This window comes from Arthrobacter sp. Marseille-P9274 (genome assembly GCF_946892675.1).
Taxonomy (GTDB): domain Bacteria; phylum Actinomycetota; class Actinomycetes; order Actinomycetales; family Micrococcaceae; genus Crystallibacter.
Map to the genome: position 1 here is coordinate 1,615,127 of NZ_CAMPOV010000001.1, position 14,165 is coordinate 1,629,291.

Below are 14,165 nucleotides of genomic sequence, written 5' to 3' on the forward strand. Positions count from 1 at the left end.
CGACGCAGCGACGGATCCGGCCGGGTTCCTTGCTGCGCCCGGCCATCAGCGCAACGATGGATCCATGGAACCTCTCGTTTCCGCCATCACCCTTGGGGTGCGCGATATTGCGCGCTCGCGCCAGTTCTACGTCGACGGCCTCGGCTGGAAGCCGCTGGCCGAACAGGAAGGCGAAATCCTCTTCATCCAAAGTGCCCACGGCCAGATCCTCGCGCTGTGGGACGTGGCGAGCATGCGCGGCGAATACGGCGATGTCGGCTACCCTGCACAGGGTCCAGCGGCGCCCGTGTCCCTTGGCCGCAACGTCGCCGGGCCGGAAGAGGTGGACCGGCTGCTGGCCGAAGGCGTCGCGGCCGGGGCGGAGCTCGTGTCGGCGGGCCGGCAACAGTCCTGGGGCGGCTACAGCGGCTGCTTCGCCGACCCGGACGGCTTCCGCTGGGACATCGTGTTCAATCCGGCCTTTTCCGTGGACGACGGCGGCAACGTGAGTCTGGGGATGCCCTCGCCTTAATGCGGGATTGCCCGTGGTGTCAGGCCGCCTCGTCGATCAGTTCCGGGCCGTTGTTGCGTACGTTGTTGACCTTGTCGCTGACCGTCCGCGGCACCAGATGCGGTTCCGGCATGGAGTCCAGCAGCGCCCTGACGTCCGCTTCCGACGTCGTTCCCGGGTCCAGCCAGTCGGCGTAGAGATCCGGTGGAACAATCAGGGGTGTGCGGTCGTGGATGTGGCCCAGGCTGTCGGCGGCCTCGGTCGTGATGATCGTAAAGGTCCTCAGCCACTTGTCCGGATGGTCCTCCGGAAGCGATGGGTCCGGCCAGTTTTCGAACAGCCCGGCGAACGCCAGCAGTTCACCCTCGGCGCCGTGCAGGTAGGTCGGAATTTTCCCGCCGGCGGTCTTCTGCCACTCGAAGTATCCGTCCGCAGCTACCAGCGCGCGCTTGCGCGAGGCGGCCTTGCGGAAGGATGGCTTCTCCGTCACCGTCTCCATGCGGGCATTGATCAGCCGCGCACCGGACTTCGGGTCCTTCGACCACGGCGGGACCAGGCCCCAGCGCGCCATTACGAGTTTCCGGGAAACCTGTTCCGGTTCCGGGTGCCGGCGGTCGATGATCAGCGGGACCTCGTCTGTCGGGGCAACGTTGTAGGAGGGCAGGATCTCCTCGGCATAGGACTCGTCAACATCGAAGGAAGCCACCAGGTCGCCAGTGCTCCTGGCCATCACGTATCTGCCGCACATGCCTCCATTATGTGCCTGGCCCGGCCTGCCAGCTGCGGCGCGGGAATGTTTGCCGCGCCGGGACGGTTGATGTAGGCAAAGACCCCCCGAAGGAGCTGCCTTGGAATTCGTCCCCGCCCCCGGCACCATCACCATGTTCTCGACCACCTGGTGCGGCTATTGCCGCCGCTTGAAGTCCCAACTGGACTCGCAGGGCATCGGCTACACCGAGATCAACATCGAAGACGTGCCCGGCACCGCGGAATTGGTCGAACAGATCAACAACGGCAACCAAACGGTTCCCACCGTGCTCTTCCCGGACGGCAGCAATGCCACCAATCCCTCGCTGTCGCAGGTCAAGGAGCGCCTCGGAGTCTAGGTTTCCGGGGAACAGACCCGCCGTGCATGAAGCCCGCAACGGCCGCCATTCGGACGGTCTTTGCGGGCTTCGCCACATCTGTTCCTAAGATGAGGGCAGGGGCGCCCGGAGAGAGGCGCCCAGGCTCGTGCGGAAAGGAACTGCCCCCAGCATGGTTCATAAGGTCAAGGCCGTTGTTGCCAAAGAAAAGAACGCCCCGGTCAGCATCGAGACGATCCTCGTGCCCGACCCGGGTCCGGGAGAGGCCCTGGTCGACATCCTCACCTGCGGCGTCTGCCACACCGACCTGCACTACAAGCAGGGCGGCATCGGCGAGGACTTCCCCTACCTCCTCGGCCACGAAGCCACCGGCACCGTCGCCGCTATCGGCGAAGGCGTCACCGAAGTCGCCGTCGGTGACCGCGTCATCCTGAACTGGCGCGCCGTCTGCGGCCAGTGCCGCGCCTGCGCCAAGGGCCAGCCGCAGTACTGCTTCAACACCCACAACGCCACCCAAAAAATGACCCTCGAAGACGGCACCGAGCTCTCCCCCGCCCTGGGCATCGGCGCGTTCGCCGAGAAAACCCTCGTCGCCGCCGGCCAGTGCACCAAGGTCGACGCCGACGCCGACGCCGCCGCCGTCGGCCTGCTCGGCTGCGGCGTCATGGCCGGCATCGGCGCCGCGATTAACACCGGCGAGGTCAAACGCGGCGAATCCGTCGCCGTGATCGGCTGCGGCGGCGTCGGCATCGCCGCGATCGCCGGCGCCAAACTCGCCGGCGCGACCACGATCATCGCCGTCGACATCGACGACAACAAAATCGACATGGCCAAACACCTCGGCGCCACCCACGGCATCAACTCCAAACAGCAGGACCCCGTCGAAGCCATCCGGGAACTCACGAACGGCTTCGGCGCCGACGTCGTGATCGAGGCCGTCGGCCGCCCGGAAACCTACAAACAGGCCTTCTACGCCCGCGACCTCGCCGGCCGCGTCGTCCTCGTCGGCGTGCCCACCCCCGAGATGACCCTCGAACTGCCCCTGCTCGACGTCTTCGGCCGCGGCGGGGCCCTGAAGTCCTCCTGGTACGGCGACTGCCTGCCCAGCCGGGACTTCCCCATGCTCGTCAACCACTACAAACAAGGCAACCTCGACCTCGACGCCTTCGTCACCGAACGCATCACCCTCAACCAAATCGAAGAAGCCTTCAACAAAATGCACGAAGGCAAAGTCCTCCGCTCGGTGGTGGAACTGTAACCATGAGCATCCGCATCGAGAACCTCGTCACCTCCGGCACCTTCTCGCTGGACGGCGGGACCTGGGACGTCGACAACAATGTCTGGATCGTCGGGGACGATTCCGAGGTCATTGTGATCGACCCGGCTCACAGCCCGTCGGACGTTGCCGAGGCCGTGGGCGGCCGGAAAGTGAAGGCAATCCTGCTCACGCACGGCCACGACGACCACATCCGGGCAGTCGGCGAAACCCGGCAGCTGCTCGGGGCTGAGGTCTACCTGCACGACTCCGACCGCATGCTCTGGGACGCAGTCTTCCCCGACTCCGCCCCGGACCACGCGATCAACGACGGCGACACCTTCGAGGTTGCCGGAGCCACCCTGACCGCCCTGCACACCCCCGGCCACTCCCCCGGATCCGTGTGCTTCCACCTGCCGTCCGAGGGCGTGCTGTTCAGCGGCGACACCCTCTTCAACGGCGGCCCCGGCGCCACCGGCCGCAGCTACTCCAGCTTCGAGACGATCATCGACTCGATCAAGAGCCGCCTGCTCACGCTGCCTGCCGAGACCACGGTCAACACCGGCCACGGCGACGCCACCCGCATAGGGGCCGAGGCGCCGCACCTCGACGAATGGATCGCCCGGGGCCACTGACCCGAACGAGCGCCGTCGCCGAGACACGCCGCCCGGCCTCATTCCTGCACGGAAGTGAGGCCGGGCGGCGTGCCGTAGAGGGGCTGGGTCAGCACGTCGACCACGTCCCGCTGCCACGGCAGCTGGCCGCTGTCGTCGGCCCACACGGCCTGGACCGCCCGCAGCCGCCGGCCGTACAGCTTGTGGGCGTACAGCAGGACTTCCTTCTGCTCCTCCATTGGAGCCAGGTAGACCCGCCGGCTACTGAGCCGCACGTTGAGGGTGGCCAGCAGCCGGCTGCCGTGGCCGAGCACCATGTGCGCCATTTCGGCCAGCATCAGGTAGATCTCCCGGGGCTCCCTGCCGGTGATGAGGATCTCTGCGTGCCGCAGCTCTGTCAGTCCCACCGTGTAGCCGAAGGCGGGAAAATCCCGACCGCCTTCCACCAGCGCGGCGTGCCAGCCATGCCGCGCGATGTTCATCCGCATCTTTTCCTTGAGCTGCCGCATCGACATGCCGTTGCAGATATCGCACATGCTGCCTCCTTGAGGTGACCTGTTGTGCGATCAGTGTGGCCCCCTGCCGTCGGCCGAGGATACTGGCCTCCATCCACCTGTGGATTACTTCGTCAGGGACACCGAGGTCGACCGGCTCGCCGTCGTTAGGCTGGGCGGCGGTCTGCGTGACCTATCTCGTGTGGGTGTGGTCCGTCATCGGCGGCCTCTCGCCCCCCGCGCGCGGACCGCAGCGCTCAGGGCCCGGCGCCCGGTTTGGTGAACGGGAAGCTCAGCACTTCCCGGATGCTGACCCCCTCGAGCAGCATGATGAGCCGGTCGATCCCGATCCCGAGCCCGCCGGCCGGCGGCATCCCGGTTTCCAATGCGAACAGGAAGTCCTCGTCGCCCCCGGCCGCGCCGCCAGTTCCGGCGCCGGCGTGAAGGGCCTGCTCGGTGAGCCGGCGACGTTGTTCCAGCGGGTCCGTCAGCTCCGAATAGCCGGTGCCGATCTCCATCCCGTTGGCCACGAGGTCCCACCGTTCCACCAGGCCCGCGCCGCTGCGGTGCGAGGCCGCCAGCGGCGTGCTCTCGGCCGGGAAGTCGTAGTAGAACGTCGGCAGGACCGTGGCCGGTTCGACGAGCCGGGCGTAAAGTTCCTCCAGCATGGTTCCGGGACCCGAGCCGGGGCCGACGGGGAGCCCGTGCCGGCGGGCAAGCCGCACCAGGAGATCGGGGTCCGAGTCAACGGACACGCGCTGGCCAAGGACCCGGGAGACGGCGTCGAGGACCTTGACCCACGCCCACGGTCCGGAAACATCGGTCAGTTCCGGAGGCTCCCCGGGGGCATGTGCCCTGCGCAGGGGCACCATTGCCGCACCGTGAACCTCCCTAGCCGCGGCCTTGATCAGTCGCTCGGCCAGCTCTTTCATGTCCGCATAGTCGGCGAACGGGCTGTACGCCTCCAGGGACGTGAACTCCGGGCTGTGGATGGCGTCGGCCCCTTCATTGCGGAAGTTACGGCCGATCTCGAAGATCCGGCCGGATCCCGCGACCAACAACCGCTTGAGATAGAGCTCAGGCGCGATGCGCAGGGTCAGATCGGTCCCGGAAGCGTTGCTGTAGGTGAGGAAGGGGCGCGCCAGAGCGCCGCCGCCCGGCGCTGCGAGGATGGGCGTCTCAACCTCACGGTAGCCTTCCTCCCCGAGCAGGCGCCGGATCTCGGCGATGACCCGACCCCGGCGCACCAGCACGTCCCATCCCGCCGGGCGCACCAGTAGGTCCACGGCCCTGTGCCGCGGCCGGGCGCCCGGCAGCGCCGCCGGTCCGCGGACGTACGGCACAGGATGCAGCGCCTTCGCGGCCATCTCCAGCTGCGAGACCCGGAACGACGGCGTACCGGTGCGGGACCGCGCGGCAGTGGCCGTGACCACCACGAGGTCTCCGACGTCCAGCGCCCGGCTCAGCAGGCGAAGCCGCTCCGTGCCGAGGACTTCGCGCTCCAGCACCGCCTGGACCACGCGCCCGCCGTCCGTGAGGTCGGCGAACAGCACGCCTCCGTGGTGGCGCAGCCCGCGGATCCGCCCGAACACCCGGACCGGCGTCCCCTGTCCACCGTCGACAAATGCCACCGAGACTGCTGGCGCCATCCCAACGGGGTACGGCTCCATCCCCGCATCCCGGAGCATCTGCGCGTGGCGCAGCCGGTGCCGGGTCTGCGCGGAGAGCCGGCGGGCGGGGCCGTGCTGGCGGGGCGGAGCAGTCTCGAGGGCACCGACCAGCTCAAGCTCCGCTTCCGTCAACCGGTGCTGCGGGGCTTCCCGGTGCCACAGCCCGGGCACAAAACCCTCGACCTGCGCCGCAGCCAGGGCCACCCGCGGCAGCACTAGGAGACCGTCGAAGCACAGGTAGCGGGGGAACCACTCGGGCCGGTACTTGGCATTGGACCGGTAAAGCCGCTCCAACTGGAAGAACCGTTCGAAGAAACCCAGCACGGACGTATTGAGCCGGGTCAGCGCCCCGGCCCCGAGCCGGTCGGCCTCGGCGAACAGCCCGCGGAACATCGCGAAGTTCAAAGAAACCCGGATGATCCCGAGGTTCTTGGCCTGCTCCAGCAGGCGGGCGACCAGCAGTTCGGTCGTCCCGTTGGCGGCCTCCGGCGAGCGCCGCATGAGATCCAGCGACAGCCCGTTCTTCCCCCAGGGCACCAAGGACAGGAGGCCCGTAACGGCACCGTCGGCATGTGCGGTCACGATCAGGCAGCGGCCGTCGGCGGGATCACCCCACCGGTTGAGCGCCATGGAAAAGCCGCGGTCGCTTGCGCTCCCCCGCCACTGGTCCGCCAGCTCCCCCAAGGCAGCCAGTTCTGCCGGCGGCACGTCCGACTGCCGCCGGATCCGGACCTCAAGACCCTCCCGGCGGGCATGGCGTACGGCGCGCCGCACATCGGCCAAGGTCCGGTCCGTCAGCGAGAACCGGTCCGGATACAGGACCGCCTCATCACCGAGCGCCAGGACCCCCAGCCCGGCCGCTGCAAATACCCGGGCCGCCTCTTCCGATGCGCCCACCACGCCCAGTGACCAGCCGAATAGGCGTGCGTGGCGCTTCCATGCCTCAACGGCGGGCGGCCAGGCCGCCCGATTCCCGACCGGATCCCCCGCCGCCAGGCACACCGAGCCAACCACCCTGTAGGCCACGGCGGCGCGCCCGTCCGGAGCGAAGATCAGTTCCTTGTCGCGACGGGTCGCGAAGTAGCCGAGCGCATCGTTGCCGCCGTACTCGGCAAGCAGGGCGCGCAGGGCGATCTCCTGGCCGCTCGTCCAGGCGCCCGGCCTGCGCCCCGAATGCAGGAAGACGAAGACGGTGGCCATGATCGTCACGGCCAGAAGGATCGAAGTCAGCAGCGGGATTCCCTCGGGGATCTGCCGGTGGAAGTTCGGCGCAACCCGCAGGCCCAGGGCCCGCAGCACCGCCGAGCCGAGCACGTCCACGTCACCAACTGTCCTGGTCGCGGCGAGCAGCAGGACGTCAGGCAGCACCACGGACAGCGCCGTTCCGCCGGCCAGGGTCAGGGCCGCCGCCCGTGCAGCGCCGGCCCGCGTCCGCGCCGGGAACGCCGGACGCACCCACCACACGAGCCACAGGGTCAGCAGGGAGGCAACGATCCCGGTGAGCTCGACGGCGGTACCCACGGCGAGCGCTGCTGCGGCCGGTCGGTTACCGGCGTGGCTTTCCCACAGCCCGGCGAGGATAGCCGCCGAGACGATCAGCCCCAGCACGGCGAAGACCGCCAGCAGCATCAGCGCCACGCGGCGGCGCCGCAGAAGCGCGCCGGTGACGAGCGCCAGGACCACGATGGACACGAGGGAGGGCGTCAGCGGAATGTTGAGCGCCCCGAACACCACCACCACCGGCAGCCGCGACGGTAATCCCGCGAGCCGGGCCAGCCAGAGGACGACGGCGGTCAGCATCGCCACCGCGTAGAGCCAGGTCAGGATCCGGGCCCAGCGCTCCTGCGCCGGCGTGGGCCCCGGACGACGGTGCCTGCGCCCGCCGGACCGCTTCGGGGAGATCCACCGACCCATGTTCCACCGTCCCGCCGCTCCGGGTCCTAGTCTCCCGGCCGTCCGGTCCGATCCAGCAGCACCCGGAAGCCGGACTCCTCGGGTTCCCAATCAGCGCGGTACCGGGCCAGCACGGCGCGCTCGACCGCCTCCACCCGGATACCGGGAACCAGGTCGTCCGCGGCGCCCGCGGTCGCGGGATCCCATTCCAGCCCCAGCGCGTCGTACGCTTGGACCAGCACCTCCCGCAGGGGCCCGGAGTCCTCCACCACGATCACGGAGGAGAACAGCCAGGCCCCCGAGACGACCCGCTGGGCGGTACCCACGAGTTTGACCCGAGCACCGCCGTCGTACCCGGGGACCCCGTGCACGCTGTACTCCCCCGGACAGTACTCGCCCGGAATCTCACCCATGCCGGCGGTCACGCCGGCATCCCGCAGCGCCGCCGCCAGCAATTCGCCGAAGTAAGCGAAGCGGTGCCGGGACGCGGCGATGGCGTCGGCTTCCGGCTGGACATGGTCGATGACCAGGCACCCCCGGTGGTACGCCGCCGCGCGTCCCCCGGCCTTGCGCACCAGCGGCTCGAACCCCAGCGCACGGCAGTGCTCGGCGGCTTCGGCGAAGCCGGGCAAATGGGTATCGCGCTGGCCGAAGGCTACACTTGGCGCCGGCCGGTAGATCCGCACCGTCGCCCCCAGCCGGCCGGCCTTGGCCGCCTGCAGCATCCGCAGCCCGTAATCCAGGTCCTCCGCCGCGCCGAAGGACGTATCCTGCCGGATCCACGACAGCGAGCGGCGCAACTCTCCCGGCCACGCCGCGCCCGATCCGGAGGGCAAGGCTGTGGACGCCGCCGGGCTGGAGGTGCCTCCGAGGGACGCCTCCGGCCGCTTCGCCGCGCCGCCGGCCGCCAATTCAGTCGCCAACCGTCACTCCGCGCCAGAAGGCCACCCGGCCTCGGATCTTTTCGGCCTCCGGGGTGGTCAGCGGGTAGTACCACGCCGCATCCTGGTTGCGCTCGCCGTCAACGTCGAGCGAGTAGTAGTGGGCCGTGCCCTTCCAGCCGCACTCCGAGTGGTGGCTGCTGGGGACCAGGTATTCGTCCTTGACGCTGTCGCGCGGGAAGTAGTGGTTGCCTTCAACCACCAGGGTGTCCTCGGATTCGGCGATCACCGCGCCGCGCCATACTGCCCTGACCATGTTCTTCTCCCTCGTGCCGCCTCGGGCCGTTCCTACCAGTAAACCGGTAACGTCCCGCAGCCGCCAATCACATGGCACACTCGGTGGCATGCGCGAACTGATCGTTCTCGGTACAGCGTCGCAGGTCCCCACGAGGACGCGGAACCACAACGGCTACCTGCTGCTCTGGGACGGCGAAGGCCTGCTCTTCGACCCGGGCGAGGGGACGCAGCGGCAGATGATCCATGCCGGCGTCTCGGCCACCCGGATCACGCGGATCTGCCTCACCCACGTCCATGGCGACCACTGTTACGGCCTGCCCGGCGTGCTCTCCCGCATGGCCCTGGACGGCGTGCCGCACCCCGTCTATCTGCACTATCCGGCCTCGGGCGAGGAGGTGGTCCGTGCCCTCGTCTCCGTCGCCTCCCCGGGCATCGACCTTCGGCTCTGCCCGCACGGCTCCCCCGGTCCCATCGCGGCCGGGCTCGAGGTCCGCGAGCTGCGGCACCGGATCGAGACCTACGGCTACCGCCTCAACGAACCCGACGGCCACACCCTGCTGCCCAAGCGCCTCGCCGCGGCCGGCATCGCCGGGCCCGACATAGGCCGGCTCCAGCGCGAGGGCAGCCTCGATGGCGTGCGCCTGGCGGACGTGAGCGTGTACCGTCCCGGCCAGCGCTTCGCCTTCATCATGGACACCGCCCTGTGCCCCGGCGCCGAAGAACTGGCCGACGGCACGGACCTGCTCGTCACCGAGTCCACCTTTAACGACGACGACGAGGGGCTCGCCTCGCAGTACCGCCACCTCACCGCCGGCCAGGCAGGCTCGCTGGCGGGCTCCGGCGGCGCGGGCGTGCTCGTGCTGACACACTTCTCCTCCCGCTACGGGGACGACACATCAGCCCTGGCGGAACAGGCCCGTGCCCGAGCCGGCGGAACCGCGGTCCTCGCGGCGAAGGACCTGGACAGGATCAGGTTCCCGAAGCGGCGACACGTCCTGCCCCGGGGCTGAGCACGGTGAGGCGGCGGGAGCCCCTGAGGCACCGGGGCTCCCGCCGTCTGGAATGACCGGCATGGACTGCGAGCGCTATAGCCTTGCGACGAAGTATGCGTTGAACGGATCCGACTCGATCTCCTTGGCCTCGACCTGGCCGAAGCCAGCGTCCGACAGCATGGACAGCGCCAGCTGCCGGCCCCAGACGGTGCCCAGCCCGTCGCCGTCGAGCCCGAGCGAAACGCTCATGCAGTGGAACATCGAAATGGCATACAGGTAGCTGCCCCACGGGAGGGCGGCATTGTCCTCGACGTAGCTGGAGGCCTTGATGTCTACCAGCAGGAACACGCCGCCGGGCCGCAGCGCTTTGCGGATGTTCGTGAGCACCTGGGCCGGATGCGCCTGGTCATGGATCGCGTCGAAGGCTGTCACCGCGTCGAAGGCCTGCTCCCGGTCCAGGGCGGCCACGTCCAGCACCTCGAAGGACGCGTTCGCCAGGCCCATCCGGCCGGCTTCCGCGCGGGCGGCCTCGATGGCGTTCCCGGAAAAGTCGTAGCCGGTGAACCTGCTGGCCGGGAAGGCGCTGGCCATCAGGTTGATCGCATGGCCGCTGCCGCACCCGATGTCGCACAGGTCGATGCCGCGGGCCAGGCGTTGTGGAAGCTCCGGCGCGAGCGGCAGGATGACGTCCAGCAGGGCCGCGTCGTGGACTGCCGCACTGGTCTCCGCCATATTGCGGTGGAAGTGCGGGTAATCGCCGTAGGCCAGCCCGCCGCCGCGGTGGAAGCGGTCGATGATCTTCTGTTCCACCTCGCCCATCATGGAGATATGCTGCATCAGCAGTGCCATGTTGTTCGGCCCCGCGGCCCTGGTCAGGACGGCCGCCTGTTCCCGGGGCAGCCGATAAGTTCGGCCGGCGACGTCGTACCGGACTACCCCCGCCGCAGTCATGCCGCCCAGCCACTCCCGCACGTAACGTTCGTCCAGGCCGCGCGCGTCGGCGATTTGCCGACTAGTCGCCGGCGGCAGCTGCGCGAGCGTCTCGAACAGGCCGGTCTGGTGCCCGACACTCGTGAGCAGGGCGATCGCAGCCTTGTTGAGGATCTCCAAGTAGCTTCCCGCGGCGGCAGCCACCGCCGCGGGGTCAAGTCCGCTCCGGAGCTCCTCAAGGGTTGTTTCCTGATCGATGGTCATGGTTCTTTCCTTTACTGTAAGGACCTGCGTTACGGGACCAAGGTCCCGGAGGCAGTGGACTGCCGGAGTTCGGACAAGGCCTCGGTGCCCTGCCGCGGCAGCCCTTCTTCCTGTCCGGTGCGCGGCGGACGCAGCTGCCGCCGGGCCGCGAGCGCACCGTGGCGCAGGTACATGGCCAGCATGAAGGCGGTCGAAAGGATGTAGAAACCGTGCAGCGCCCAGATGGGACCGGCCGGGAGGCTGTATACGTAGACGGCATAGACGACGTTCCCCGTGTTGCTCAGCAACAGGTTCCCCAGGCTGTAGGACGCCAGGTCGCGGGTCCGCACCGCCTTGACGATCATGGGCATGACGCTGCCGGCAAAAATGACGGTAGAGACACCGCCGGCCAGGATCGCCAGATCGATATCCATCACTGCTGCTCCTTCACGCTGTGTGCACTTGCTGTGCACCATCAACGCTACGGAGCGGCCGAAACCGGCGCGTCGGGAGGATGCACCATTCCTCCGGCCGCGGGATGGCTCATTTCATGCAGGGCCGGCCGGCCTGCGGGCGCCCGCGGACTGCAGACCGTGCTCATGGGCCCAGGCGGCGGCCGCGGTCCGGGACGATACCCCGAGCTTGGCGAAGATGTTGGCCAGGTGCCGCCCGACGGTCTTCTGGCTGATGAACAGCGTCTGGGCCGTGTCCTTGTTGCTGGCCCCCGAAGCGATCAGTGCCAGCACAACGGCTTCCCGTTCGGTCAGGCCTCCGGGCAGCGGGGTCCGGTCGAAGCGCCGGATGTCAGGCGCCGCACCGAGTTCCCGGTAGATTGCGAGCGCCGTGGCCTCGTCGGCGTCGGCCACGGCCGGCTGCGACATGCCGCGGTGTGCCCGGGCGGACAACTCGTAGAGCCTGGCCGTCTCATACCGGGCCTGCAGTGCGCGGTATCCGGCGGCCGCGGACTGCAGCACGGGCAGGGCGTGCGCAAAGTCTGCCGCGTCGATCAGCACTTCCGCCCTGGCGTGGCCGGCCCACGCGCGGAAGCAGGCCGTGCCGAACTCGGCCGCCGTTTCCTCCAGCTGGGTGCAGAACCGCTCCGCTTCATCCCGCAGCCCCCTGGCCAGGGCGATGCAAACCGCCGACTCAAGCAAGCGCGCACAGGCCAGCCGGTCCCGGCCGCTCAGCGCCGAGCACAGCCCTGCCCAGGCCGCGTCGCTGTGCCCCGCCGCCTGCTGCAGCAGGGACTCCCCCGGCTGCGGTTCGGTGCCCAGCTCCCGGGCGCGGGCGTAGGCTGCCTGCGCTCCGCCGGTATCGCCGCGGAGCCGCCGGAGCTCGCCCAGCTGATAGAAGGCCTCGCCCGCCACCCAGTTGTTCCGGCCGACCAGCTCGGCGCCGCTGCGCTCGATGGCCTCCTCCGCCTCGCCCCAGCGGCCTTCCACACTGAGCAGCTGCAGCCGGTGGATGCGGCAGATGCCCGAGTAGACCACTTCCCCGTGGAACTGCTGGCACCACTGCTCCGTGGCACGGGTCCAGGCGCTCATGCGCGGCAGGTCGCCCAGTTCATGGCAGGCGTGGATCACCGTGCAGTAGATGTCGCCGGCCCATTCCGGCGGGATCATTCCGGCGAGCACCGGCAGCATTGCCTCATCCAGCTGCGCGAAACCGGACGCCGTCCTACCTGCGCGCAGATCGACCAGCCCGGACAGCACCAGCCCGAACGAGGTCAGCTCCGGTGCGCGGTGCCGGCGGGCCAGCTCCTGCAGCCTTGCCGCGGCCTGCGCTGCCGGTCCGTCGGGGCTGAAGTCGAAGGCAATCGAGGCGTCCAGGTACAGCAGGTAGCCCTGCGCCGGCCCCTCCGGCATGTCGGCCAAGATCCGTCGGGCCCGGCTGGCCCAGCCGGAGGCAATGACGAGGTCGCCCCGGATGAACCACAGCAGGCCCAGGTTCAAGGCCTTCATTGCCGCCTCGGCCGGCTCGCCGTCGTCCAGGAAGCGGTGGTACACCACCTCGGACAACGACAGCGATTCCCGGACCTCCCCCACCCACCAGGCGGCGCTGCCCAGCAGGCCAAGGTCCTGTGCAGACAGTCCGGAGAGCTCCTTGGCATGCGCTAAATCCCGGTGGGCGGCATACCAATCCCCGCGGGCGTACGCCGCCCGCGCTGTGTCGAGCAGTGCGTTGAAATTGTCCATGTTCGGACTCCATCTCAACGGTAGTCCCGGACGCGGGCATCGGTCGAGCGGCCGCCCTGCACCCGCATCTTAAGCAAGTACGACGACGGAACATGAGTTCCGCCGTCGTACTTCCGCCGCAGGTCCCGAGGCATGGCCCCGCCGGATCCTGGCAGCGAACCGTCATCAGGTCCGGCTAGCGGCTGCGTTCTTCATCGCGCCCGTCCAGGTGCGATCGGATCCAGCGCCAGTTCGGGTCGTCGACCGTCTCGCCGCGCACTGCCCGAAGCTTCCGCAGCGCTTCGTCGGCCGCTGCCTTGCCGGTACCGAACGACGGCGCGGGCACGGGGAGAATACTCGGGTCGGCCGTTCCGGTGGACGGAATCGGCTCCGCGGTCACGGACGTCCTCGCGCGCACGCTGCGTTCGGCCGGCTGGGTCCGTTCAGGCACGGACCGTTCAGTGGGGGTGGCGGATGCGCTGGGGCGGGGGCTCGCCAGGGCGGACGACGGCGTTCCGGCCGTGACCGTCGAGTCCGGCGTCGCGGTCGGGGCTGCCGTCGCGGTCGGGGCTGCCGTGCCTGCCTTGGCCGAGCCGGTCGCGGGGGCGGCCGTGTCCGGGGTCGAGCCGGTGGCCGGCGCGCCCGCAGCCTTCGACGTGCCCGCCGCCGCTGTACCGTCGCTGGTCGGGACGGGAGCCGCTTCCTCGGCCGGGCCAGCCTCTCCGGCGGCCGGCAGCTGCGGAGGGACGGCGCCGGTGGTCGGCTGCGCGCTGCCCTCGGCGGGGAGCGAGGCCGCCCCGGTCGAAGCCGCCCCGGTCAAAGCCGCCTTGCTGTCGACCGTGGGGCGGTCGTAGGCGGGCGTCGTGCTGCTGGTCGACGCCGCTACCGACCCCGTCGTCGTGAACGTCTTGGTTTCCGAATGGCTGCCCGCGGCGTCCGGTTCCGCCGGCTGGATCAGCGGAAGGACAACGGCGGCCGCCAAGCCGGTGGCGACGGCGGCAATGCCGGTGAACGCCACCGGTTTCCTAACGGCGGAAACCGAAGCCGCAGAGGAGGCTGCGGCGGCGCTGCGGCGGCCACGGGAGCGGCCGCCGGGCGGAACCGCGGAGCCGGCACGCCGGCGTCCGCGCGATGAGTGAATCTTCAC

The 14,165-nt window shown here is 69.5% G+C and carries 14 protein-coding genes; 5 read left to right on the top strand and 9 right to left on the bottom strand.

Annotated features, from left to right (window positions below):
* The first annotated feature begins 64 nt into the window (after positions 1-64).
* Entirely contained in the window at positions 65-511 is a 447-nt protein-coding gene (locus OC550_RS07330; protein WP_262104739.1) for a VOC family protein, read from the top strand.
* Positions 512-530: 19 nt separating this feature from the next.
* Here the strand turns inward: OC550_RS07330 and OC550_RS07335 are convergent, their stop codons facing one another.
* Positions 531-1,238, bottom strand: a complete 708-nt coding sequence (locus OC550_RS07335) for an SOS response-associated peptidase (protein ID WP_262104741.1) — start codon at positions 1,236-1,238, stop codon at positions 531-533.
* Positions 1,239-1,338: 100 nt separating this feature from the next.
* Here OC550_RS07335 and OC550_RS07340 point away from each other — a divergent pair, with 100 nt between their 5' ends.
* The 3 genes from OC550_RS07340 (at position 1,339) to OC550_RS07350 (ending at position 3,465) form a co-directional block, all read left to right on the top strand.
* Positions 1,339-1,596, top strand: a complete 258-nt coding sequence (locus tag OC550_RS07340) for a mycoredoxin (protein WP_005269209.1) — start codon at positions 1,339-1,341, stop codon at positions 1,594-1,596.
* Positions 1,597-1,747: 151 nt separating this feature from the next.
* A complete protein-coding gene (locus OC550_RS07345; RefSeq protein WP_262104746.1) occupies positions 1,748-2,833 on the top strand; it encodes an S-(hydroxymethyl)mycothiol dehydrogenase in 1,086 nt (361 codons plus the stop codon).
* A gap of 2 nt (positions 2,834-2,835) precedes the next feature.
* A complete protein-coding gene (locus OC550_RS07350; protein ID WP_262104748.1) occupies positions 2,836-3,465 on the top strand; it encodes an MBL fold metallo-hydrolase in 630 nt (209 codons plus the stop codon).
* Between the two features lie 38 nt (positions 3,466-3,503).
* On the opposite strand, the gene OC550_RS07355 is transcribed toward OC550_RS07350, so the two are convergent.
* The 4 genes from OC550_RS07355 to OC550_RS07370 form a co-directional block, all read right to left on the bottom strand.
* On the bottom strand, positions 3,504-3,980 hold the full coding sequence (locus OC550_RS07355) for a DUF4262 domain-containing protein (protein ID WP_262104750.1): 477 nt from the start codon (positions 3,978-3,980) through the stop codon (positions 3,504-3,506).
* 215 nt (positions 3,981-4,195) lie between these two features.
* Positions 4,196-7,522: a bifunctional lysylphosphatidylglycerol synthetase/lysine--tRNA ligase LysX gene (gene lysX, locus OC550_RS07360; protein WP_262104752.1), complete on the bottom strand. Its 3,327-nt coding sequence runs from the start codon at positions 7,520-7,522 to the stop codon at positions 4,196-4,198.
* A 26-nt stretch (positions 7,523-7,548) separates the two neighbouring features.
* Positions 7,549-8,301 carry a lipoate--protein ligase family protein gene (locus OC550_RS07365; RefSeq protein ID WP_262106281.1) on the bottom strand — a complete coding sequence of 251 codons (753 nt, stop codon included), beginning with the start codon at positions 8,299-8,301 and terminating at the stop codon, positions 7,549-7,551.
* 112 nt (positions 8,302-8,413) lie between these two features.
* Positions 8,414-8,698 (bottom strand): DUF427 domain-containing protein, encoded by a 285-nt coding sequence (locus OC550_RS07370; RefSeq protein ID WP_262104755.1) that lies wholly within the window; start codon positions 8,696-8,698, stop codon positions 8,414-8,416.
* An 88-nt stretch (positions 8,699-8,786) separates the two neighbouring features.
* Between OC550_RS07370 and OC550_RS07375 the strand changes: the two genes are divergently transcribed.
* Positions 8,787-9,689, top strand: coding sequence for a ribonuclease Z (locus tag OC550_RS07375; RefSeq protein ID WP_262104757.1), 903 nt, complete (start codon positions 8,787-8,789; stop codon positions 9,687-9,689).
* A gap of 75 nt (positions 9,690-9,764) precedes the next feature.
* On the opposite strand, the gene OC550_RS07380 is transcribed toward OC550_RS07375, so the two are convergent.
* The 4 genes from OC550_RS07380 to OC550_RS07395 form a co-directional block, all read right to left on the bottom strand.
* Complete coding sequence (locus OC550_RS07380; RefSeq protein WP_262104759.1) at positions 9,765-10,865, bottom strand: class I SAM-dependent methyltransferase; 1,101 nt, start codon at positions 10,863-10,865, stop codon at positions 9,765-9,767.
* 29 nt (positions 10,866-10,894) lie between these two features.
* Positions 10,895-11,278 carry a hypothetical protein gene (locus OC550_RS07385; protein ID WP_262104761.1) on the bottom strand — a complete coding sequence of 128 codons (384 nt, stop codon included), beginning with the start codon at positions 11,276-11,278 and terminating at the stop codon, positions 10,895-10,897.
* A gap of 114 nt (positions 11,279-11,392) precedes the next feature.
* Positions 11,393-13,039: a helix-turn-helix transcriptional regulator gene (locus tag OC550_RS07390; protein ID WP_262104764.1), complete on the bottom strand. Its 1,647-nt coding sequence runs from the start codon at positions 13,037-13,039 to the stop codon at positions 11,393-11,395.
* A 175-nt stretch (positions 13,040-13,214) separates the two neighbouring features.
* Positions 13,215-14,165 (bottom strand): hypothetical protein, encoded by a 951-nt coding sequence (locus OC550_RS07395; RefSeq protein WP_262104766.1) that lies wholly within the window; start codon positions 14,163-14,165, stop codon positions 13,215-13,217.